Genomic DNA, 20603 nt, shown 5'->3' on the forward strand with positions numbered 1-20603 from the left:
CTATGGTCTTATCTTGCAATATTACCTAAATAACATCTTTCAATCAACCACTATTAAAAGCTTTTACCTGTTTGTTAATAACTTTCAATTCCTTCAAAAAATCTTATCTTTATCCAACCAATTTTCATTATGATTTTACTGCGTATTTTTTTAGAAAGTTTTCGTTTTGCCTGGCATGCCATCGTTAGTAATAAATTGAGAACTTTTTTGTCTTTGCTAGGTGTAACCATCGGCATATTAGCAGTTATTACCGTATTTACAATTGTTGATTCTTTGGAGAAAAACGTCCGTGATAGCATCAACAAATTAGGAAGTGACGTCATTTATATTCAAAAATGGCCTTGGGGTGCTAGCGATGGTGGTGAATACAAGTGGTGGGATTTTATGAGTAGGCCAGAGGTAGAAATTAGTGAAATGAAAAAGTTAGCCGCTAAGTCTAAAAAAGCAGAGGCTATTGCCTTTATGATTAGTGCAAATAGAACACTCAAATACCTTAATAATAGTGTCGAAGGGGTAGATGTTATGGCAGTTTCATACGATTGGAAGTCGATTCGAAGTTTTGACTTGGCTTATGGTAGATATTTTACTGAGCAAGAAATTGATGGGGCAAAAAACTATGTCATATTAGGTCATACCATAGCACTTTCCTTGTTGAATAATTTAGACAATGTGGGAGAGGTTATTAAGATTAAGGGTGAAAAAGCTACTGTTATTGGTGTTTTTTCTAAGGAGGGAGAAGATATTACTGGCAACTCTTTAGATGATGCTGTTGTTGTACCTGTTACTTTTGGATATAAACTAATGAACAAGCGATGGAGCAATCCCACTATTATTGCAAAAGCAAAAACTGATGTTTCTAATGAGGAGTTAAGGTATGAGCTCACCGGTGTTATGCGTTCGCTGAGGAGACTTAAGCCCAAAATGTCGGACAACTTTGCTATGAATGAAATAAGTTTGATAAGTAGTCAGCTAGATAGTTTGTTTTCAGTAATTGGTTTAGCTGGTTGGATAATAGGAGGGTTTTCTATTTTAGTAGGGGGCTTTGGAATTGCAAATATTATGTTTGTTTCTGTCAAAGAAAGAACTAAACAAATAGGCATACAGAAATCACTAGGGGCAAAGAACAGTTTTATCTTATATCAGTTTTTGTTTGAATCTATCTTTTTGTGTTTAATTGGAGGCATTCTAGGTTTGACTTTAGTCTTTTTACTGACTCAGTTAGTGACTAATTTTCTAGATTTTTCTATTGATTTAACCCTTGAAAATATTGCTTTAGGTTTGAGTGTATCTGCAATAATTGGTATAATCTCGGGTATTGTTCCAGCATTATCGGCATCAAAACTTGACCCTGTTGAGGCCATAAGAAGGTAGTCCAATTATTGAACGATAAGATTAGTTAGTGTAAAGTAATAATCTACTGACTAAAATTAAATTATTCCAATAATATAGAATTGATTTTCTCTATGCCTTGTTGAATGCTATTGACATTTTTTATTCTAAAAATCAATTTACCTTTCAGTTCTTTCATCTCACAATTTTTATGATTCTTTTTAAAATATTCTAAGACCTTACCAAAGGTGGTAGATTGAAAATAGGGATTTTCTTGTGGAGGGAAATATCCTGTTAGATTTTCGTTCTTTAGAGATATACGTTGGAAGCCTAGGGTCTTGCCTATCCATCTTAGTCGAAGTGATAAGATTAGTTCTTGCACTTCTGTGGGTAAAGGTCCAAACCTGTCAATAAGTTTAGCTTTGTATTCTATAAGTTGCTCTTCTTCAGATAAACTGCTCAGTTCATTATATAATTTTAGACGCTCACTGATGCTATTGACATAATCGTTGGGGATTAATATTTCCATATCAGTATCTAACTGACATTCGTCAACAAATTCTTTTTCTTTATCATCTTCGGCATACAATTCCTTAAACTCTTCTTCTTTCAGTTCGTTGATAGCTTCGTCCAATATCTTTTGATACATCTCAAAGCCTATATCACTAATAAAGCCGCTTTGTTCTGCACCCAGCAAATCTCCTGCGCCACGAATATCAAGGTCCCGCATAGATATGTTAAACCCACTACCTAGTTCAGAAAATTGTTCAAGGGCATTAAGTCGTTTTCTAGCGTCTGCTGTAAGAGAATAGGTAGGAGGGGCTAAAAGGTAGCAGAACGATTTTTTATTGGAACGTCCTACTCGTCCACGCATTTGGTGTAAATCACTGAGTCCAAAGTTATTGGCATTGTTGATGATGATGGTATTGGCATTTGGTATATCCAAACCACTTTCAATAATAGTAGTAGAAACTAACACGTCAAATTCATTTTCCATGAAGGAAAGCATCAGTTCTTCCAGTTTTTTGCCTTCCATTTGACCATGACCTGTACCAATCTTAGCATCTGGACAAAGTCGCTGTATGAGTCCTGCCACTTCTTTAATGTTTTCAATTCTATTGTGAACAAAAAAAACTTGTCCACCCCTAGAGATTTCATAACGGATAGCGTCACGAATAGTTTCTTCATCAAAAGTGCATACTTCTGTTTCTACAGGATATCTATTTGGCGGTGGGGTATTGATAACCGATAAATCCCTAGCACCCATCAAAGAAAATTGTAAGGTTCTTGGTATAGGTGTGGCGGTCAGTGTTAAGGTATCTACATTAGCTTTAAAGGTTTTGAGTTTATCCTTGACAGCAACTCCAAATTTCTGTTCTTCGTCAATAATTAATAATCCTAAATCTTTAAAGCTAACGTCTTTTCCTACAATTCTATGTGTGCCTATAAGAATATCCACTTCTCCTTCAGCTACTGCTTTTAAAGTTTCTTTTTGCTCTTTCGTAGTCCTAAATCGATTGATATAATCCACTTTACAAGGCAATCCCAGCAACCTATTTTTAAAGGTCTTGGCATGTTGCATAGCCAATATGGTAGTTGGCACCAATACAACCACTTGTTTATTATCTGTTACAGCTTTGAATGCCGCCCTAATGGCAACTTCCGTTTTTCCAAAACCAACATCGCCACAAACCAACCTATCCATAGGCATAATGCTTTCCATATCTCTTTTGACATCTAAAGTAGCTTTGTGCTGGTCAGGAGTGTCTTCGTACATAAAGGAGGCCTCTAGTTCATATTGTAAAAAACTATCTGGTGAAAATTCAAAGCCTTTCTGTTCTTTTCGCTTGGCGTATAATTGAATGAGGTCATAAGCAATGGCTTTAACTCGGCTTTTTGTTTTTGCTTTTTTCTTTTGCCAAGCACCAGAGCCTAGCTTATTAGTCTTTGGTTCTGCTCCGTCTTTGCCACTATATTTTGCAATTTTGTGCAATGAGTGTATGCTAATAAACAAAGTGTCGTTGTCTTTGTATAATAGCTTAATGGCTTCTTGTTTTTTGTTATTTATGTCTATGGTGTGCAGTCCAGCAAAACGACCAATACCGTGGTCAATATGTGTGACATAATCGCCTGCTTGCAAACTATTGAGTTGCTGCAAACTGATAGCTTGATTGTCAGCAAAACTTTTTTTAAGGTGAAATTTATGGTATCTCTCAAAAATTTGATGGTCGGTATAGCAACATAATTTCAATTGATGATCCACAAAGCCCTGACTCAAACTTAACAGAATAGGCTTGAAATGAGCGTCTTTATCGTAATCTTCTAAAATACTCTCAAAACGAATGATTTGTTCCTTACCATTACAGAGAATAAAATTTTGATAGCCTTTATTGTGGGCATCTTCTAAATCCTCAATGAGTAAATCAAATTGTTTATTAAAGACGGGTTGTGGTGAAGACCGAAACTCAAAAGAAGCATCGGCGTTAAAGTAGTGGCGTTGCCCAAACTCTACCACAGGAAAATGAGCCAATTGTTTTAAGAACAAGTCTCCGTTTAAGAAAATGTGTTGAGGCTGGGTGTGTTTAAGAGGACTATCTTGAAGATTGTCAAAGTGTTGCTCTGCTTTTTCAAAGAGCTCATTGAGTTTGTTTTTGGCATGGTCACAGTCTATGAGCCATACTTTAGAATTATTAGGTAAAAACTCTAATATACTCTCTTGGGCATTGTCACTAAAAATAGGGAATCGAGGAACAATGCTAATGTGTTTTTGCTTTTCTTTAGACCTTTGGCTATTGATGTCAAAAGTCCTAATACTTTCTATTTCTTCGTCAAAAAATTCTATTCTGAAAGGGGACTCATTAGAAAAAGAAAACACATCTACGATACCCCCACGAACGGAATATTGACCGGGCTCAATGACAAAATCAACACGTTTGAAGTTGTATTCTTGCAGACATTCGTTTAAAAAATCTATGGATATTTTATCCGATAGCTTAATATCGAAAGAGTTGTTTTTAAGTTGCTCTTGGCTGATGACTTTTTCAAAGATTGCCTCCGGATAACTGACTATTATAGGTAGATTTTGATGGTTTAAACTATTCAAAACCTCTGTTCGTAATAGAATATTGGCATTGTCGGTTTCTTCTAACTGATATGGTCTTCTGTATGAACTAGGATAAAACAATACTTTTCTGTTCAACAGTGTTTCGAGGTCATTCAGAAAGTAAGCCGCTTCTTCTTTGTCGTTAAAGATAAATAGTTGAGGTCTTCTTATCTTTTGAACACTATGTGAGGCAATAAGTGCTGTTTGAGCACCAACTAAATTTTTAAGATGAAATTTTGCAGAATTATTTTCTCTAAAACAATCCGCCATTGCATTTAAGCAAGGGTGGTCTTTGTAGTGATTAGATAAAATTAAAGGTTTCAATTAATCCTCCTGCATAAATGATTCAGCCTTTTCAACCATTTCTGTTGAGCCAATAAAAAATGGCACACGCTGGTGTAAGTCATTAGCTTCTATATCCATTATTCGTTGAAAACCATCTGAAGCCTTGCCGCCCGCTTCTTCAATAATCCAAGCTAAAGGGGCGCATTCATATAAAAGCCTTAATCTACCTTTAGGAGCAGCATCGGTGCTAGGGTAAATGTAGATGCCTCCTTTCAGCATATTACGGTGAAAATCGGCAACTAATGAACCCATAAATCGTGCTGTATGGGTACGCTTTCCATTATTTAGTTGATGACAGTAATCGGTATATTTTCTAACGCCTTCGGGCATTATTTTTTCGTTGGCTTCGTTGACCGAAAATATTTCGCCATTGAGTGGTGTCTTAATGTTAGGATGCGATAGGCAGAATTCGCCAATCGAGGGGTCAAGAGTAAAACCATTAACGCCATTTCCAGTAGTGTAAACTAGCATAGTAGAAGAACCATAAATGACATAACCTGCAGCAACTTGTTCAGTGCCTTTGACAAAAAATTCATCGGTGGTCACTTTTTTATTGGTTTCTTTTCTCTTTAACACATTGAAGATAGTTCCTACTGATACATTCACGTCTATATTAGACGATCCATCTAGCGGGTCCATACATACCAAGTATCTAGCTCCTTTGGACTCTAGCCCATCAAGAACAATGATTTCTTCATTTTCTTCAGAAGCGATAGCGGCGCATTGACCACCTGAATTTAGCGCAGAAATAAAAGCATCATTGGCATAAATATCTAGTTTTTTTACAGATTCACCCTGCACATTATCTTCGCCAACTTCTCCAAGGATATCGACTAATCCTGCCTTATTTATTTCTCGATTTACAATTTTTGCCGCTATGGATATGTCATAAAGCAAACGAGTTAAATTACCAGTAGCTTCTGGTTTCAAAACTTGTTGTTCGGTAATAAATTCTGCTAGAGTAGTTATTTTAGCCATTGGGTGCTTAATTATTCAGCAAATATCGAATTTTTAGACAAATAATTACGTTCAAAAATAATTAACTTTGAACACTCTATTATGGAAGTTAAAATTAGAAAAGGTCAAAAAGCCGATTTGCCTAGTGTATTGAAACTTATCAAGGAACTTGCTGAATTCGAAAAGGCGCTTGATGAGGTTAGTGTGACTTTAGAAGAGCTTGAAGATGATGGCTTTGGTCAACATCCCTATTATTGGTTTATCGTAGCCGAATATAAGGGTGAGATTATTGGACTTTCTTTTTATTTTATTCGCTATTCGACTTGGAAGGGGCGATTTTTATTTTTGGAAGACTTTGTAGTCAAGGAGAACTATCGAGGTCAAGGAGTTGGAGCGCAATTATTTGAGGAAACAATTCGAATTGCACAACGATTAAATGTTAAAGGTATGATTTGGCAAGTATTGGATTGGAATGAAGATGCCATACGTTTTTACAAAAAATATGAAGCGTCCATACATACAGAATGGCTAAATGGAAAGCTGAGCAAAGAACAATTAAATGCATTTGAATTAAATGAAAGTATTTAAGTTTGGAGGGGCGTCAGTTAAGGATGCCGAGGGTATTCGTAAGATTAGTCAACTTCTTCTCAATGAAGGTGCAGAACCACTTGCTATTGTTGTTTCAGCTATGGGCAAAACGACCAATATGCTTGAAAATGTAGTCAATGATTATTACGACAGAAATACCCCAAACCTTGATGAAGTCAAGCACTACCACTATGCTATTTTAGAAGAATTATTTGATAAGTCTCATTCTATTTTTGATGAAATCAATAATCTATTTGTGGAGATAGAATGGGCTATAGAAGATGCGCCGACGTCCACTTATGCTTATGAATACGACCAGATTGTATCTGTTGGCGAATTGTTGTCCACCAAAATAGTAAGTGCCTTTTTAGAGCAGGAAGGCTTTGCTAACAAATGGATAGATGCTAGAGATATTATCCGCACTGACAACACTTACAGAAACGCTCGTATAGATTGGCAGTTAACCCAACAACAAATTGCTAAATACATTTCTAATGATGGGGTGTTTTTGACTCAAGGTTTTATTGGTTGCACCACAGAAAATTTCACGACTACTTTAGGACGTGAAGGTTCAGATTTTACAGCTGCTATTTTAGGTTTTGCTTTGGACGCTGAAGAAGTAACTATCTGGAAAGATGTGGACGGCATGCTCAATGCTGACCCCCGTTATTTTGACGATGCTAAGTTGTTGCATCAGCTATCCTTTGCTGAGGCTATTGAGTTAGCTTATTTTGGAGCAAAAGTAATACATCCCAAAACCATACAGCCCTTGAAAGAAAAAAACATATCGCTAAGGGTTAAGTCTTTCCTCAATCCTAAAGAGGAAGGAACTGTCATCTTTGAAGATGCAGAAATGAAACCCTTTATGCCTTCTTTTATCATTAAGGAAAATCAAATATTGATTTCTATTTCTGCCAATGATTTATCTTTCATCGTGGAAGACCATTTGAGTTATATTTTTTCGCTTTTTGCTAAATATGGACTAGCCATAAATATGATGCAAAACTCAGCAGTAAGTTTTTCTGTTTGCGTAGATAACGATTCTCAAAAAACATTACCTCTCATTTCTGAACTAAAAGAAGGTTTTAAAGTTCAATACAACGACCAATTAACACTGTGTACCATTAGACACTATGACCAAGCTGCCATAGACAAAGTGGTGGATGAAAAAAATATACTAGTAGAACAAAAAAGCCGTCAGACTGTTCAGTTTGTATTTTCAAATTAGTTCCTTTTTAAAAATCTTGTGGTCTATTTCTCTTTTTTTGGTTAGTTTTGCGTTAAACAATCCTTTAAAAAAACACCATGAAAAGACTATTCTACTTTCTTTGTGTGAATTTTATTTTTTTCACATCAAGTGCCCAAACTACACAATTTGTTATTTCTACAACAACTACAACCAATGCCAACGAATACCAATGGAATATTCTAGATTCGGATAGTACGACTGTTTTATTTTCGAGTACAGTCTTTAGTGATAGTACTATGGTGAATGATACGGTTACTTTAAACGATTGTAGTGATTATTATTTTGTCACGTCTTCTAATGATACGGCAAATTCTACATGGAGTAGTGGGTCTTCTGTTTATGTAATAGAATTAGCCTCTTCAGATACAATAATACAAACTGTTGGTACGACACCGCCTTTTATACAAACTGTCTTTGCTGCACAGTGTAATTTAATAATTAATGAAATTCATTATGATAACATAGGTACAGATACCTTGGAAGGTGTCGAAATTGTAGGAAAAGCAGGTTATGATTTGTCTTGTTATACTTTATATCTATATAATGGTTCTACAGGCTTGGTATATGATTCACTCAATTTATCAGGAGTTATACCAAATGATAGTTGTGGTTATGGTGCAATTTGGTTTGCTATTTCAGGTATCCAAAATGGAGATGTTTCTTCTGGTGATGGAATAGGGTTAGCAAATAGTTGTAAGAAATATAAAATCCAATTTTTGAGTTACGAGGGTTCGTTTATTGCCAATAATGGACTGTTTGATTCAGAAGTAGCAATGGATATTGGAGTTAGTGAGTCGGCTATGACTCCTGTTAATACATCTATTCAGCTTGTTGGTTTTGGAGAGGAGTATTCATCTTTTGTTTGGGTAGCCTCTTTGCCAAATACTAGAAATATGGTGAATACTGGACAAAGTTTTTGTTTGCCTGATTTAGAACTAGTAGATGTGGTGTTAGATTCGGTATGTGATGCATTAAATCCTGTAAACAATAGATTTATTTTAACTAATGTCGGTACAGTTCCATTTAATAACTTTTTAGTGAGTTATTCTATTAATGGAGGCACAACTGTTAGTGAATTGGTAGCAGATACCTTAATGCCCGCAGACACTTTAAATTATAGTTTTGTGACGTCTGAAGATTTTAGCAATGCTGTTGGTGATTATTCCATTACATCGTGGTGCTCCTTAAATAGAGATTCTAATTCTTCCAACGATAGTTTAAGTAAAATCATCAATTTTATTGATATAGTAGCTTATGATACAACTGTTTGCTATGGTGATAGTTTATTATTGTCACCCACAGTTTCGAATGCGACCAACTATATTTGGAGCACTGGAGATACAACTTTATCCATATCGCTTTTACCGTCTAGTACGTCTTCCTACACTCTTATTGCCTCCAATGCTTGCTTCTCAGATACAGCTATTATCAATGTAATTGTGTCAAACCCTACTTTAGATTTAGGTTCTGATTTAGTTCTTTGTGGAAATGATACTATTACCTTAGATGCTACTGCTAATTTTTCTTCATACGCTTGGTCTTCTGGTGATAGTCTTCAACTGACTAGTATAATTCAAGGGGGGGCTTATTCTGTTGTTGTAACGGATAGTTTAGGTTGTAGTACTTCAGATACCATTTCTATATTTCATTCGATACCACAGGCTGATTTAGGTGCAGACCTAAATATTTGCGGTCTTGATTCTATTGTTCTTGGCGTTTCAAGTTTCAGTTCTTATAGTTGGTCAAATGGAGATACTTCACAAAACTCAGCAGTCACACAAGTAGGGACATATACTGTGTCTGTAGTTGATAGTGTAGGTTGTCCCGACTCGGATACTATTGTAATTTTCGAATCAGCAACATCTGTTGATTTAGGACCTAATGTTGTTGCACTTTGTGGTTCTAACGATACGATTACTTTAGATGCAACTTCCATTTATTCGTCATATTCTTGGTCAACAGGTGATACTTTACAAAGTTTAGCCGTTTATCAAGTAGGAAACTATAATGTTACTGTTACTGATAGTTTAGGTTGTACTGCATCGGACTCAATAGAAGTGATAGTGTCAAACCCTACTCTAAATTTGGGTTCTGACACATCCTTGTGTAATTATACTTCATTATCTATTACTGCTCCAGCCAATTTTAGTTCTTATATATGGTCAAATTCAGATACTACACAAACTATTACAGCTACTCAAGATGGTGCATATTCATTAATAGTAACTGACAACTATGGCTGTCAAGCTTTTGATACGATTGTTATATCTTACAATGGTCCTAGTTTAGACTTAGGTCCTGATGTCATAGTTTGTGAAGGAGATTATCATACGTTTTTTGTACATGATAATTATAGCATTTACCAATGGTCTCAAGGCGGTTCTTTAAATTATATTACTGAAAAGACAGCGGGTGAATATTGGTTAAAAGTAACGGCTTCAGATGGTTGTACTAGTATCGATACGGTTAAGCTAAGTACTAAAGACTGTACATCTTTAGAAGAGGCAAAGGATATTCAAAAGCTCAAAATTTTCCCTAATCCTAATAATGGAACATTTAATTTAAGTTTAAATAATTTTTCTGAAGAAAAGGGAAGTTTCGAAATAGTAAATACACTTGGAGAAAGGGTATATGTTCAAGATTTAGAATTTAATGAATCGATTTCTCAAAACTTTGAATTGAACTCACTTCCTAAAGGAATTTATTTCTTGAATGTTAAGACTGAAAGCAAATATCTTGTTGAAAGACTAATAATTCAGTAATTATAGATTCATCTGTCTATAATTTTTTGAAATAGTACTTGAGCAATTTTGAGTTGGCTTTCTTGTGTCCAACCAGCAATATGGGGGGAGAGGATGACCTTATTGGACTCTAGCAGTTGTTTCAATTCTGTTGGTTGTTCGGATAAGTTTTCGAAAGATGTTTTTTCGTATTCCAAGACGTCTAGACAAGCCCCCAAGACTTTGCCAGAGTTGAGATTTGCCAAAAGGGATTTGGTGTCTAAACAAGACCCTCTAGATGTGTTGATTAGATATATAGGCTTATGGAATTGCTTCAAAAATGAATCCTTGACCAAGTGCTGAGTTTCTTCTGTAAGTGGAATGTGTAAACTCAAAATGTCAGCTTGTTCAAAAATGGTTTTCATATCACTTTCAATAGCATATTTTGGGGAGTAGTTTGTTTTGTATTTGTCATAAGCTAGTACTTTAGTTTCAAATCCACTTAATACTTTAGCCAATGCTGAACCATTATTTCCATAGCCAATAATACCAACCGTTTTACCACTCAATTCAATCCCTCTGTTTTCTTCTCTTTGCCAAATGCCCTTTCTTACTTCGCTGTCAGCTTTATTAAGATTATTGAATAGACTTAAAATCATGCCTAAGGCGTGTTCAGCTACCGCTTGTTTATTTCCCTCAGCAGCATTGATGGCATGTATGTTTTTAGAATGGACATAGTCAAGGTCTATGTTTTCCATGCCTGAACCTGCACGAGCGATAAAAGTAAGGTTGTTAAAGTGCGATAAGAAATGGGCATTAATTTTTATGCGAGAACGAATAACTAGACCGTATGCATCATTGTGTTGTTCAACAATAGCCTTTTCAGAAAGGTCGTATCCTTCAACACAAGTATAGCCTTCTTTTTGTAATTCTTCCCAAAGGTATGGGTGAACGGTATCTACAAAAAGCACTTTTTTCATAAAGATAGTATCAGCTGACCTATGAGGAAATAAATAAATAGACCAAGTACATCGTTAACAGTTGTGATGAACGGTCCTGTAGCTAAAGCGGGGTCAATTTTATATTTATCTAGGGTTAGTGGGATAAATGTTCCAAATAAAGCAGCGAAAATGATAACTGACAATAACGCTATGCTAACTGTTATGCTTAACAAAAGACTATAGCCTAATAAATAGGCTGCTAATAAAATAATGCTTGAACAGATTATACCATTAACTAAAGCAACACCGAGCTCTTTAATTAGTCTTTGTGAGATATTCCCTAAGGTATTGGTTCCACCAGCTAGACTTTGTACTACAATAGCAGCAGACTGAACACCAACATTACCGCCCATAGCTGCAATAAGAGGGATGAAAAATGCCATTTGATAGTTTTTCTCAATATCAAAAATGCCTATCACTTTTGCCCCAAAAAGTCCGCCTATCATACCAATTAGTAACCAAGGAAGTCTAGCTCTAGTAATTTCCCAAATTGTATCGCTAGACTCTACGTCTTCAGAAATACCCGAAGCCAATTGATAATCTTTTTCAGCTTCCTCTTTCATAATATCCATGACATCATCGGCAGTAATTCGACCAATCAATTGGTTCAAGTCATTAACTACAGGTAGCACAATTAAGTCGTACTTATTCATTGTATTAGCTACATCTTCTTGGTTCATCGATGCGCTAACTTTGATGATGTCTTCTTTCATTATTTTAGAAATAATGGTCTTAGAGTCTGTAAGCAATAATCGTTTGAGTGATAGGGTACCTAACAGAACATTATTATCATCAACAACGTAAATCGTATAGACTAACTCTACATCTTCTGCTTGTCGACGCATTTCTTTGACACAACGCATGACTGACCAGTTGCTATTTACCTTGATAAGCTCTTTTGCCATTAGACCACCAGCAGTATCTTCATCATAATTTAGTAAGTCAACAATATCACTAGCAAGTTCTTGGTCTTCAATGAGTGAGAGTACTTCTTGCTTTTTGTTCTCTGGTAATTCAGAAATGATATCGGCAGCATCATCTGAATCCATATTATCAACAAATTCTTCGGCGATTTCTTTTGGAGAATATATTTTTAAGAGTTTTTCTCTGAGGTATTCTTCCAATTCTACCAATACATCGGCAGCTATATTATCTTCAAGTAGTTCGAATAGAAAACAAGTGTTATCAAATTCCAATTCATCAAGAATTTCGGCAATATCGGCAGGGTGACAGTTTTTAATCATAGAAATAATAGACTTTTGGTCTTTATTTTCTATGCGCTCATTTAGTTCGTCAATAAATTTTTTGGTTAATTCAAACTTCATCACTCAAAACAGATTGTTAAATTCATAAAATCTTCAACACTTAATTGCTCAGCTCTCAATGAAAGGTACTGACTAGCAGTATTTTCGTCCACCAAGTTAAGACTTTTTAGAGCATTTTTCAAAGTCTTTCTCCTTTGACCGAAAGCTGTTTTTACCACTTTGATGAATTTTTTCTCATCACAGTCTAACTTATCTCTGTCATTTCTTCTCAATCTTATGACTGCCGATTTTACTTTAGGTGGTGGGTCAAAGACAGTTTCATCTACCGTAAAAAGGTATTCTACATCATAATAGCATTGTAGTAGAACACTTATTATGCCGTATTTTTTACTGCCTGGTAGCGATACAACACGTTCGGCAACTTCTTTTTGAAACATACCTACAATTTCAGGTATTATATCCTTGTGGTCTATTGCTTTGAAAAGAATTTGAGAAGATATGTTGTAAGGGAAATTGCCAATAATTGCTATGGGTTCCTTGAAAATTTCTTGTAACGGTAGTTTGAGGAAATCGCCTTCTATAAGATGATGATCTAATTCAGGAAAGTGTTTTTTAAGATAAGAAACGGATTCTTTATCTATTTCTATCACAAATGTTTCTGTATCTAAAGGAATGAGAAATTGTGTTAGCACTCCCATGCCTGGTCCTACTTCTAATACTTTAGAATAGTTGTTTAAACTTAGGCTATGAGCAATATCACGAGCAATTCCTAAATCTTTTAGAAAGTGTTGACCGAGGTGTTTTTTTGCTCTTACCTTTGACATGAATTAATGTTGATGAACGATTTCTAAAAGTGTTCTGAATGCACCAAATTTACCTCTGTATCGCTTGTTGTGTTCTTCTTGTAATTGTGGAGCGCATTTTTCTTGATATTCATTAAGTGTAGCTATATCCTTACAGCTGTACTGAATGGCATAAGTAATTTCATCTTCCACCAACAAACGACATAATTTATTATCTAAAAAGTAGCCCGTGCCCATCACTTCAGGAATATGAACTTCTTTCATCCATTTTAACCAATCTTGATGAATACTTTGGTCTACTAAACTTACAGTTACATTATAAATAATCATAATTCTTCGTTTTGGTCACCTCTTAACTTTCTAAATCTTTTTCGAGCCTCTACAGTGTATATGCTATCGGAATAGTCTAAAACTATCTTTTCATAAAGTTCTTGTGCTTTTTTACTATCGTTGAGTTTTTCTTCGAGTATCTCTGCCCATTGGAACAAGGCATCGTCAGCAAGTATATCAAATGAAAACTCAGTAGCTACTTTTTCATAGAGTTTTACAGCTTGGGTATAATTTTTCTTGTTGAATTCTATTTCAGCTTGTTTGTAAAGAATTTCATCAGATAGGGTATGCCCTGGAAAAGTAGTGAGCATACTGTCTAATAGCTGATAGCTTTCATCGTTTTTGTTCTGATAGATAAGCCATTCTGCTTGGGCATACATTTGCATAGCTAGTGCTGAGGTATCTAAGCCCATATTATCAGTAATTAGAAGGGACAACTGCATAGCGTTATTGGCAATTAGTTTGGTGGTAGAGCCTTTCAGGACATTGAGTTGTGCTTGTGCCCAATCGAATTGACCTTGGAAATAGGCAACCCTTGCTCGTCTGAATTTAGCTTCGTGGCCGATAGGGTTTTCTTTAAAAGCTTTTTCTACTTGTGAATATTGAATGATAGCGTCCCATTCTTTAGTATTGATGAGGTAAATGTCTCCTAGTATAAGCTTACATTCTGCTTGAAGTTCACTTTCTGGCAATAAGTCAATACATTCTTCGAGGATTTGTTCAGCGGTTTCGGTTTCGTAAAGATGATAGGCTTTTAATTTAGCGTAGTCTTTCATCAAATAGACCAAATCTTTACTCTTTCCAAGTTCATCTATGGTAGATTGATAGTCATTATCTAGAGATAGCAATTCGTTTTGGCTGTATTCTCTATTGAGGAGTTCTTCACCGCTAACAATGACTTGTGAAATTTTAGCATCGATATAAAAGGGGTTGTCAACACCTAAGTCAATGAGGTATTGATAGCATTTTACAGATTGATTGTAGGCTTTGTTTTCGTAGGCTATATAGGCAAGGTCAAACATACGCTCTCCATTTTCTCTTAAGCGTTTGTCTAGTGCTTTGGTATAAATGTAAGCGGCATTATACTCGTTCGATTGTATGTAAAGCCATATTAATAATTCAGTTAGAGCATTATTGTTATTCTTTTGGACACGAGACAATAATTTCTTAGATAATAAGTCGTAGTTGTCTTGGCTGCTTTTAGTTCTACCTAGAGTGTTTTGAAGTCGAATTTTAACAGACTTAAGATGGCTTTCTTCCTTTTCTATTAAGTCCAAATAGGTGTCAATCATCTGTTCAGTTTTTCCGGCACTAGACAATGCCGCTGCGAGTTGAAAGCCAAATTCATAATTAGGATTCAATTCTTGTCCTCGCTCATAGGTTTTGAGTACGTAGTTGTATTCTTTATTTCTTAAAAAGCTATTGGCTAAAGAGGTGACTTGATTTATTCTACCGCTTTCCATAGCATCGATACTTTTTTGAAATTCTATTTCTGCTCGAATTTTATCTCCTTTAGCTTTATAAATGAACCCTAAGTCGGCTATATATTTAGCTTGATTGGGGTATTTCTTTTTTACTTTTTTAACTAATGCAATAGCGGTGATATATTTTTCTTCAGCAGTTAGACATTTTAGATAATTGCTGTAATAGCTTAGTATATTAACTTTCGATTCTAAGGTTTCGTAAATCTCATTGGCTTTATCACATTGTTTGCTATTAGCATATTTATCGGCAATCTTTAGGTTAGAGTTGGATTGCGCAGATAGATTTAGAGCATAAATGCATAAGGTTATGAGTAAAGTAAACCTCATTTATTGATAATTGAAGGTTTGACTAAGTTGCTCAAGACTATCGAAACGTATTTCATAATTTTTATAGGCTGATTGAAACTCATTCAATTGAATTGATATTCCTTCAAGGGCTTGTTCTTCTCTTACTATAATAGCATTTAATTCTTCCTTAGTGAAAATAGCGTTGTCAATATCGCTCAGTAAGTTTTGTAGTTGTTCTTGATTTCTAATGATGTTAGTTACAAAACCGTTCTTTTGATTGGGCGCATTCTTGAATTGGCGTTTCATCAGTTTCAAATCATTAAGGTAGGTCATTGTCTCTAGGCTTGGTTTCTTGTCAGTGCTAAGTTTAGTTTTGGAGTAGGCTAAAGCTTCTTTGTAACGTTTCAAATTAGAGCCTGCTGAGCTAATATCTATATTTTCAACGCTTTGTAAAAGACTATCATATTGTATGATTACAGCATTGACTTGTTCTTGCTCTTGTTCAAAAGTTGATGAAGAACAAGCAGTTAAAATTCCTATGAGTATAAGTGCGATATATTTCATTAGTCGATGTATTCAAATCCAGTGTATGGCACCAATACTTTTGGTATTCTAATGCCTTTTTCATCCTGATGGTTTTCCAAAATTGAGGCTACTATTCTTGGTAACGCTAAGGCACTACCATTGAGTGTATGGCATAAAACGTTTTTCTTGTTTTCGTCTTTGTATCTCAATTTTAATCTGTTGGCTTGATAGCTTTCAAAATTTGAAATAGAACTAACTTCTAACCAACGTTTTTGAGCGGCTGAATAGACTTCCATATCATAAGTAAGGGCTGAAGTGAAGCTCATATCTCCACCGCAAAGTTTTAATATTCTAAAAGGTAATTCTAAATCCCTTAGCAGTTCAGTGACGTGTTCTACCATTTCATCTAAGGTTTGGTAAGAATCCGATGGTTTTTGTACTTGTACAATTTCAACTTTGTCAAATTGATGCAGTCGGTTCAAGCCCCTTACATCTTTACCGTAAGAGCCAGCTTCTCTTCTAAAACAAGGGGTATAAGCGGTATATTTAATTGGAAATTCTTCGCTTTTTACAATTACATCTCTAAAAATGTTAGTTACTGGCACTTCGGCAGTAGGTATGAGGTAGAGGTTGTCGCCAGTAACGTGATACATTTGACCTTCTTTGTCTGGCAATTGTCCTGTGCCAAAACCACTAGCTTCGTTTACGAGGTGTGGAGGTTGAACTTCCAAATAACCTACTTCTGTATTTCTATCTAAAAAGAAATTAATCAATGCGCGTTGCAATCTAGCACCTTTTCCTTTGTATACGGGAAATCCAGCACCTGTGATTTTTGTGCCGAGTTCAAAATCTATAAGGTCGTACTTAGCCGCCAATTCCCAATGTGGTAAGGCTTCTGAATGTAGTTTTGGGATATCGCCTTCTTCTCTGACTATTTCGTTGTCTTCAGGAGTTTTGCCATTGGGCACACTGTCGTGAGGTACATTAGGAATATGGATTAATAATTCTTGTAACTCTTCACTGACTTGATTGAGCTTTTCTGAAAGCGTCTTGCTTTGTTGTTTTAGTGTTACAGTTGTTGCTTTAGCTTCTTCGGCTTTTTCTTTTTCCCCATTTTTGAAGTAAGCACCAATTTCTTTGGCTAATTGATTGGATTGAGCTAAGATATCGTCTAATTTGTTTTGAGTTTCTTTTCTCAAATCATCTTTTGCAACAATATCTTCAAAGACAGTTGTTGCATCAAAGCCCTTTTTAGCCAATTTTGTGATGGCTTCTTCTCTATTTTCTCTTATATAATTAATCTGTAACATAACTTAGTTCTTGTTAGACAAAAATAACATTCTAATTCAAAAAAAAACTCCCTAACTTGAAAAGCAGGGAGTTTAATATTTTATTAATACGCTAGCTTTTAGTTGATAGGGTCAACGGAAACGTATGATCGATTATTGGCTTTTTTTCTAAATTGAACAATACCATCAGTAAGAGCAAATAAAGTATGGTCTTTTCCCATTCCTACATTTTCACCTGGGTGATGTTTTGTTCCTCTTTGACGTAAGATGATGTTACCTGCTATTGCGCCTTGACCACCATAGATTTTTACACCTAATCGTTTACTTTCCGATTCTCTACCGTTCTTACTACTTCCTGCACCTTTCTTATGAGCCATAGTATTTAGTTTTAATTGTTAGACTATTTGTCAGTTTTCTTAGCTGCGGTTTTTTTAGCAGCTGGTTTTTTAGCTGTAGTTTTTTTAGCAGCGGCTTTTGGCTTAGCAGCACTTGCTGTTTTGGCCTTAGGAGCTGCTTTTTTGGCTGGAGCTTTTTCTGCTGCTGCTTTTGGTTCAGCTTCTTTCTTTGCTGAAGTAGCAGTAGCTTTTTTAGCTGTAGCACCTTTTTCTACAATACTTTGGATTTCAATTTGAGTGAAAGCTTGGCGATGACCATTTTTTACTCTGTATCCTTTTCTTCTTTTCTTTTTGAAGACAACGACTTTGTCTCCTTTCATGTGGTCAAGCACTTTTGCAGTTACTTTTGCACCACTGATAGCTGGGGCGCCAACATTAACTTTGCCATTGTTGTCAATCAATAATACATTATCGAATTCAACTTTAGCACCTTCTTTTTCCTCTAGTCGATGAACGAAGATTTGTTGGTCTTTTTCAACTTTGAATTGTTGCCCTGCTATTTCTACAATTGCGTACATTCTTAAAGTTTTAATTTATCCACTATTTTTTAGTGGGCTGCAAATGTAGTAATTAATATATAATTGACAAAAAAAAATTAGGCTTTGTTAATCAAGTGTATTCCCCCTAGAATTATAGCAATGCCAATAAAATGATTTAGGGTAATGATTTCGCCATCTACAAAGCCCCAAAAAATAGCAACAATAGGGATTAAATAAGTTACTGAAGAAGCAAAAATAGCAGTGGTGCCCTTCACTAATTGGTTAAATAAAACTAAGGCTATAGATGTGCCTACCGTTGATAGTAACACCACAAAGAATAAGGCTAAATATGCGCCGTCAATTGTCATCTTCTCTGAAAAATCAGAAAACCCTAATGCTAGTAAACAAAATGGCCCAACCACAAAAAAGGCTAAGCCTGAAATGTCCATGGCACTCATGTCTTGTAAATAATTCTTAATAGTATTTAAACTGATAGCGTAACATAGGGTAGCAATGATAACATACCACGAATAACTAGCATTTTCTAACACTAAGCCGCCACCTGCAATGAGCCAAACAGCACCAGAAAGTCCTAATAAAATACCTATCAGCTGACTGACTTTAACTTTGGTTTTAAATAACAACATGGCTAGTACAAAGGTAAAGAGAGGGACTAAGGCATTCAATATACCAATGAGTGAGCTATCCAATTGTGTCTGTGCTTTTGTAAACAAAAAAGCTGGAAAGCCGTTTCCAAACAAACCCACAATAAGTATTGGAATAATATGCTTTTTCTCTATGGAAAAAAGTTTGTTCCAAACAAATGGTAGAAGACTCAACCAAGCAATGCCCATTCTGAGTTGTGCTACTTCGAGGTCGTTAAATACTACTAAACCTTTTTTCATCAATATGAAAGAACTTCCCCAAATGAATGCTAAAAGAATCATTAAGGCCCAGTGATAAAATTTTTTGGAAGATAAATCCACGTACAATAATTTTTGCAAAGATATGTTAGTATTTTTGTAACTCTAAAAAACTATCCAATTATGTTAAAATTATTTATTACCCCCTCATTATTAGTATTCTTATTGATAGGCTGTGGTCAGTCTAATTCATCTGAATATAAAGAAGAAGTTCTTGCTGTAGCTGACGCCAAAGTAGAAATGACGATTGATGGCATGAGCTGTCAGGTCGGTTGTGCAGCTTATATTGATAAAGAACTTGAAAAAGTTAGTGGTGTGGTTTCTGCTGATGTAAGTTTCGAAAATAAGTTAGCATCGGTTACCTACGACAACAGTTTGATTAGCGAATACGATATTGTTAGTACGATAAATTCTTTGAAAGATAGTGCTTATTCTGTAACATCTGTAGAAGTAGAAATTTTGAAAACGGTAGAAAAGAAAAAAATCGATACCCACTAAAAAATGAATTCATACTCTAGGCGTTTTGTTCGTTTCAATTGGTGGGCTTTGGTGTTCATCTTTCTAGTAGTCATTGCTGGTAGTTTTGTGCGTACGACGGGTAGTGGAATGGGTTGCCCCGATTGGCCCAAGTGCTTTGAGCAGTGGGTGCCTCCGACTGATAGTAGCCAAATACCACCAAACTATAAAGAGAGGTTCAGTCAACAAAGAGCTGAAAAGGTAGAAAAGTTTGGTGATATAATTTCTGTATTTGGTATGTCCGATGTGGCAGAGCAACTCAAAAATGACCCAAACTTACACAAAGAAGAAGATTTTAATGTTCGTAAAACGTGGACGGAGTATATCAATAGGTTGTTTGGCTTTTTAGCTGGTAATTCTTTATTGATTATTTTCTTTTGGATTGCCTTGTATTACCGAAAAAACAAACGCTTGTTTTTAGTGTCTTTTGTCAATCTTATTTTAATTGCTTTTCAAGCTTGGTTTGGTTCAATTGTAGTCGCCTCTAACTTAGTGCCATGGACCATAACCTTGCATCTATTTTTTGCTTTAGTCATTATAGGATTGCAGTTGTACGTCATACGATTGGTAAGCCCTTCTCAAAGTCAAAATATACAATTGTCAAAAGAACTTTATATTTTGCTGTGGCTATGTTTTATTATTACGGCTGTTCAAATGTTTTTGGGTACACAAGTCAGAGAGTCTATAGATGCCTTAACACGACTTGGTATTGGCCGTGAGCAATGGACAGAATCCCTTGGATTGCCATTCTTTATTCATAGAAGTTTCTCTTGGTTGGTATTGGGATTGTTAGCTTATATGGCTTACAAAAACGAACGTACTTACAAGTATAAAATCATACGATGGTTATTCATAATTCTAGTTATTGAACTTCTAAGTGGTGTTTTATTGGCTCATATAGATATGATTGGCTTAATACAAAACGCTCATCTATTATTTGCCACCATCTTATTCGGGATACTATTTATGATGGTGTTTAGAATTAAATTACGTTAAATTTAATTTTACTAAATG

General features: G+C 35.4%; 18 protein-coding genes. 6 read left to right on the forward strand and 12 right to left on the reverse strand.

Features of this window, described 5'->3' with window-relative positions:
* Nucleotides 1-129: 129 nt before the first annotated feature.
* Nucleotides 130-1371, forward strand: coding sequence for an ABC transporter permease (locus ISP71_03595; protein MBL6663168.1), 1242 nt, complete (start codon nt 130-132; stop codon nt 1369-1371).
* 61 nt (nt 1372-1432) lie between these two features.
* On the opposite strand, the gene mfd is transcribed toward ISP71_03595, so the two are convergent.
* Together mfd and fbp are read right to left on the reverse strand one after the other, a co-directional pair.
* A complete protein-coding gene (mfd, locus tag ISP71_03600; GenBank protein ID MBL6663169.1) occupies nt 1433-4702 on the reverse strand; it encodes a transcription-repair coupling factor in 3270 nt (1089 codons plus the stop codon).
* Nucleotides 4703-4756: 54 nt separating this feature from the next.
* Nucleotides 4757-5755: a class 1 fructose-bisphosphatase gene (gene fbp, locus ISP71_03605; GenBank protein MBL6663170.1), complete on the reverse strand. Its 999-nt coding sequence runs from the start codon at nt 5753-5755 to the stop codon at nt 4757-4759.
* Between the two features lie 81 nt (nt 5756-5836).
* Here fbp and ISP71_03610 point away from each other — a divergent pair, with 81 nt between their 5' ends.
* The 3 genes from ISP71_03610 (at nt 5837) to ISP71_03620 (ending at nt 10333) form a co-directional block, all read left to right on the forward strand.
* Nucleotides 5837-6322, forward strand: coding sequence for a GNAT family N-acetyltransferase (locus ISP71_03610; protein MBL6663171.1), 486 nt, complete (start codon nt 5837-5839; stop codon nt 6320-6322).
* Nucleotides 6309-7550, forward strand: coding sequence for an aspartate kinase (locus ISP71_03615; GenBank protein MBL6663172.1), 1242 nt, complete (start codon nt 6309-6311; stop codon nt 7548-7550). The genes ISP71_03610 and ISP71_03615 overlap by 14 nt, the downstream gene beginning before the upstream one ends.
* 77 nt (nt 7551-7627) lie before the next feature.
* Nucleotides 7628-10333, forward strand: a complete 2706-nt coding sequence (locus ISP71_03620) for a T9SS type A sorting domain-containing protein (GenBank protein ID MBL6663173.1) — start codon at nt 7628-7630, stop codon at nt 10331-10333.
* A gap of 8 nt (nt 10334-10341) precedes the next feature.
* Here ISP71_03620 and ISP71_03625 read toward each other — a convergent pair whose 3' ends face one another.
* The 10 genes from ISP71_03625 to ISP71_03670 form a co-directional block, all read right to left on the reverse strand.
* Nucleotides 10342-11271 (reverse strand): hypothetical protein, encoded by a 930-nt coding sequence (locus tag ISP71_03625; protein ID MBL6663174.1) that lies wholly within the window; start codon nt 11269-11271, stop codon nt 10342-10344.
* Nucleotides 11268-12617 carry a magnesium transporter gene (mgtE, locus tag ISP71_03630; protein MBL6663175.1) on the reverse strand — a complete coding sequence of 450 codons (1350 nt, stop codon included), beginning with the start codon at nt 12615-12617 and terminating at the stop codon, nt 11268-11270. The genes ISP71_03625 and mgtE overlap by 4 nt, the downstream gene beginning before the upstream one ends.
* Nucleotides 12617-13381 carry a 16S rRNA (adenine(1518)-N(6)/adenine(1519)-N(6))-dimethyltransferase RsmA gene (rsmA, locus tag ISP71_03635; protein MBL6663176.1) on the reverse strand — a complete coding sequence of 255 codons (765 nt, stop codon included), beginning with the start codon at nt 13379-13381 and terminating at the stop codon, nt 12617-12619. Before rsmA ends, mgtE begins: the two co-directional genes overlap by 1 nt.
* Before the next feature lie 3 nt (nt 13382-13384).
* Nucleotides 13385-13690 (reverse strand): DUF4286 family protein, encoded by a 306-nt coding sequence (locus tag ISP71_03640; GenBank protein MBL6663177.1) that lies wholly within the window; start codon nt 13688-13690, stop codon nt 13385-13387.
* Nucleotides 13687-15501 (reverse strand): tetratricopeptide repeat protein, encoded by a 1815-nt coding sequence (locus ISP71_03645; protein MBL6663178.1) that lies wholly within the window; start codon nt 15499-15501, stop codon nt 13687-13689. Before ISP71_03645 ends, ISP71_03640 begins: the two co-directional genes overlap by 4 nt.
* Nucleotides 15502-16026, reverse strand: a complete 525-nt coding sequence (locus tag ISP71_03650) for a hypothetical protein (GenBank protein ID MBL6663179.1) — start codon at nt 16024-16026, stop codon at nt 15502-15504.
* A complete protein-coding gene (gene serS / locus ISP71_03655) occupies nt 16026-17297 on the reverse strand; it encodes a serine--tRNA ligase (GenBank protein MBL6663180.1) in 1272 nt (423 codons plus the stop codon). The genes ISP71_03650 and serS overlap by 1 nt, the downstream gene beginning before the upstream one ends.
* Nucleotides 17298-17395: 98 nt before the next feature.
* Entirely contained in the window at nt 17396-17653 is a 258-nt protein-coding gene (rpmA, locus tag ISP71_03660; protein ID MBL6663181.1) for a 50S ribosomal protein L27, read from the reverse strand.
* A gap of 23 nt (nt 17654-17676) precedes the next feature.
* The gene (rplU, locus tag ISP71_03665) at nt 17677-18189 is read right to left on the reverse strand and encodes a 50S ribosomal protein L21 (protein MBL6663182.1); all 513 of its coding nucleotides are present in this window, start codon (nt 18187-18189) and stop codon (nt 17677-17679) included.
* A gap of 77 nt (nt 18190-18266) precedes the next feature.
* On the reverse strand, nt 18267-19097 hold the full coding sequence (locus tag ISP71_03670) for an EamA family transporter (protein MBL6663183.1): 831 nt from the start codon (nt 19095-19097) through the stop codon (nt 18267-18269).
* 99 nt (nt 19098-19196) lie between these two features.
* On the opposite strand from ISP71_03670, the gene ISP71_03675 reads away from it, so the two are divergent.
* Both ISP71_03675 and ISP71_03680 read left to right on the forward strand, forming a co-directional pair.
* Nucleotides 19197-19571, forward strand: coding sequence for a heavy-metal-associated domain-containing protein (locus ISP71_03675; GenBank protein ID MBL6663184.1), 375 nt, complete (start codon nt 19197-19199; stop codon nt 19569-19571).
* Between the two features lie 3 nt (nt 19572-19574).
* On the forward strand, nt 19575-20585 hold the full coding sequence (locus ISP71_03680) for a COX15/CtaA family protein (GenBank protein ID MBL6663185.1): 1011 nt from the start codon (nt 19575-19577) through the stop codon (nt 20583-20585).
* Nucleotides 20586-20603 lie beyond the last annotated feature (18 nt).

This window comes from Flavobacteriales bacterium, assembly GCA_016779995.1.
Lineage (GTDB): Bacteria > Bacteroidota > Bacteroidia > Flavobacteriales > UBA7312 > UBA8444.

What these genes read in the sequence shown, in the direction of transcription:
- ISP71_03595 (MBL6663168.1), top strand. Translation starts at nt 130, where the DNA reads ATGATTTTACTGCGTATTTTTTTAGAAAGTTTTCGTTTTGCCTGGCAT.
- mfd (MBL6663169.1), bottom strand. Translation starts at nt 4,702, where the DNA reads ATGGCGGATTGTTTTAGAGAAAATAATTCTGCAAAATTTCATCTTAAA.
- fbp (MBL6663170.1), bottom strand. Translation starts at nt 5,755, where the DNA reads ATGGCTAAAATAACTACTCTAGCAGAATTTATTACCGAACAACAAGTT.
- ISP71_03610 (MBL6663171.1), top strand. Translation starts at nt 5,837, where the DNA reads ATGGAAGTTAAAATTAGAAAAGGTCAAAAAGCCGATTTGCCTAGTGTA.
- ISP71_03615 (MBL6663172.1), top strand. Translation starts at nt 6,309, where the DNA reads ATGAAAGTATTTAAGTTTGGAGGGGCGTCAGTTAAGGATGCCGAGGGT.
- ISP71_03620 (MBL6663173.1), top strand. Translation starts at nt 7,628, where the DNA reads ATGAAAAGACTATTCTACTTTCTTTGTGTGAATTTTATTTTTTTCACA.
- ISP71_03625 (MBL6663174.1), bottom strand. Translation starts at nt 11,271, where the DNA reads ATGAAAAAAGTGCTTTTTGTAGATACCGTTCACCCATACCTTTGGGAA.
- mgtE (MBL6663175.1), bottom strand. Translation starts at nt 12,617, where the DNA reads ATGAAGTTTGAATTAACCAAAAAATTTATTGACGAACTAAATGAGCGC.
- rsmA (MBL6663176.1), bottom strand. Translation starts at nt 13,381, where the DNA reads ATGTCAAAGGTAAGAGCAAAAAAACACCTCGGTCAACACTTTCTAAAA.
- ISP71_03640 (MBL6663177.1), bottom strand. Translation starts at nt 13,690, where the DNA reads ATGATTATTTATAATGTAACTGTAAGTTTAGTAGACCAAAGTATTCAT.
- ISP71_03645 (MBL6663178.1), bottom strand. Translation starts at nt 15,501, where the DNA reads ATGAGGTTTACTTTACTCATAACCTTATGCATTTATGCTCTAAATCTA.
- ISP71_03650 (MBL6663179.1), bottom strand. Translation starts at nt 16,026, where the DNA reads ATGAAATATATCGCACTTATACTCATAGGAATTTTAACTGCTTGTTCT.
- serS (MBL6663180.1), bottom strand. Translation starts at nt 17,297, where the DNA reads ATGTTACAGATTAATTATATAAGAGAAAATAGAGAAGAAGCCATCACA.
- rpmA (MBL6663181.1), bottom strand. Translation starts at nt 17,653, where the DNA reads ATGGCTCATAAGAAAGGTGCAGGAAGTAGTAAGAACGGTAGAGAATCG.
- rplU (MBL6663182.1), bottom strand. Translation starts at nt 18,189, where the DNA reads ATGTACGCAATTGTAGAAATAGCAGGGCAACAATTCAAAGTTGAAAAA.
- ISP71_03670 (MBL6663183.1), bottom strand. Translation starts at nt 19,097, where the DNA reads ATGATTCTTTTAGCATTCATTTGGGGAAGTTCTTTCATATTGATGAAA.
- ISP71_03675 (MBL6663184.1), top strand. Translation starts at nt 19,197, where the DNA reads ATGTTAAAATTATTTATTACCCCCTCATTATTAGTATTCTTATTGATA.
- ISP71_03680 (MBL6663185.1), top strand. Translation starts at nt 19,575, where the DNA reads ATGAATTCATACTCTAGGCGTTTTGTTCGTTTCAATTGGTGGGCTTTG.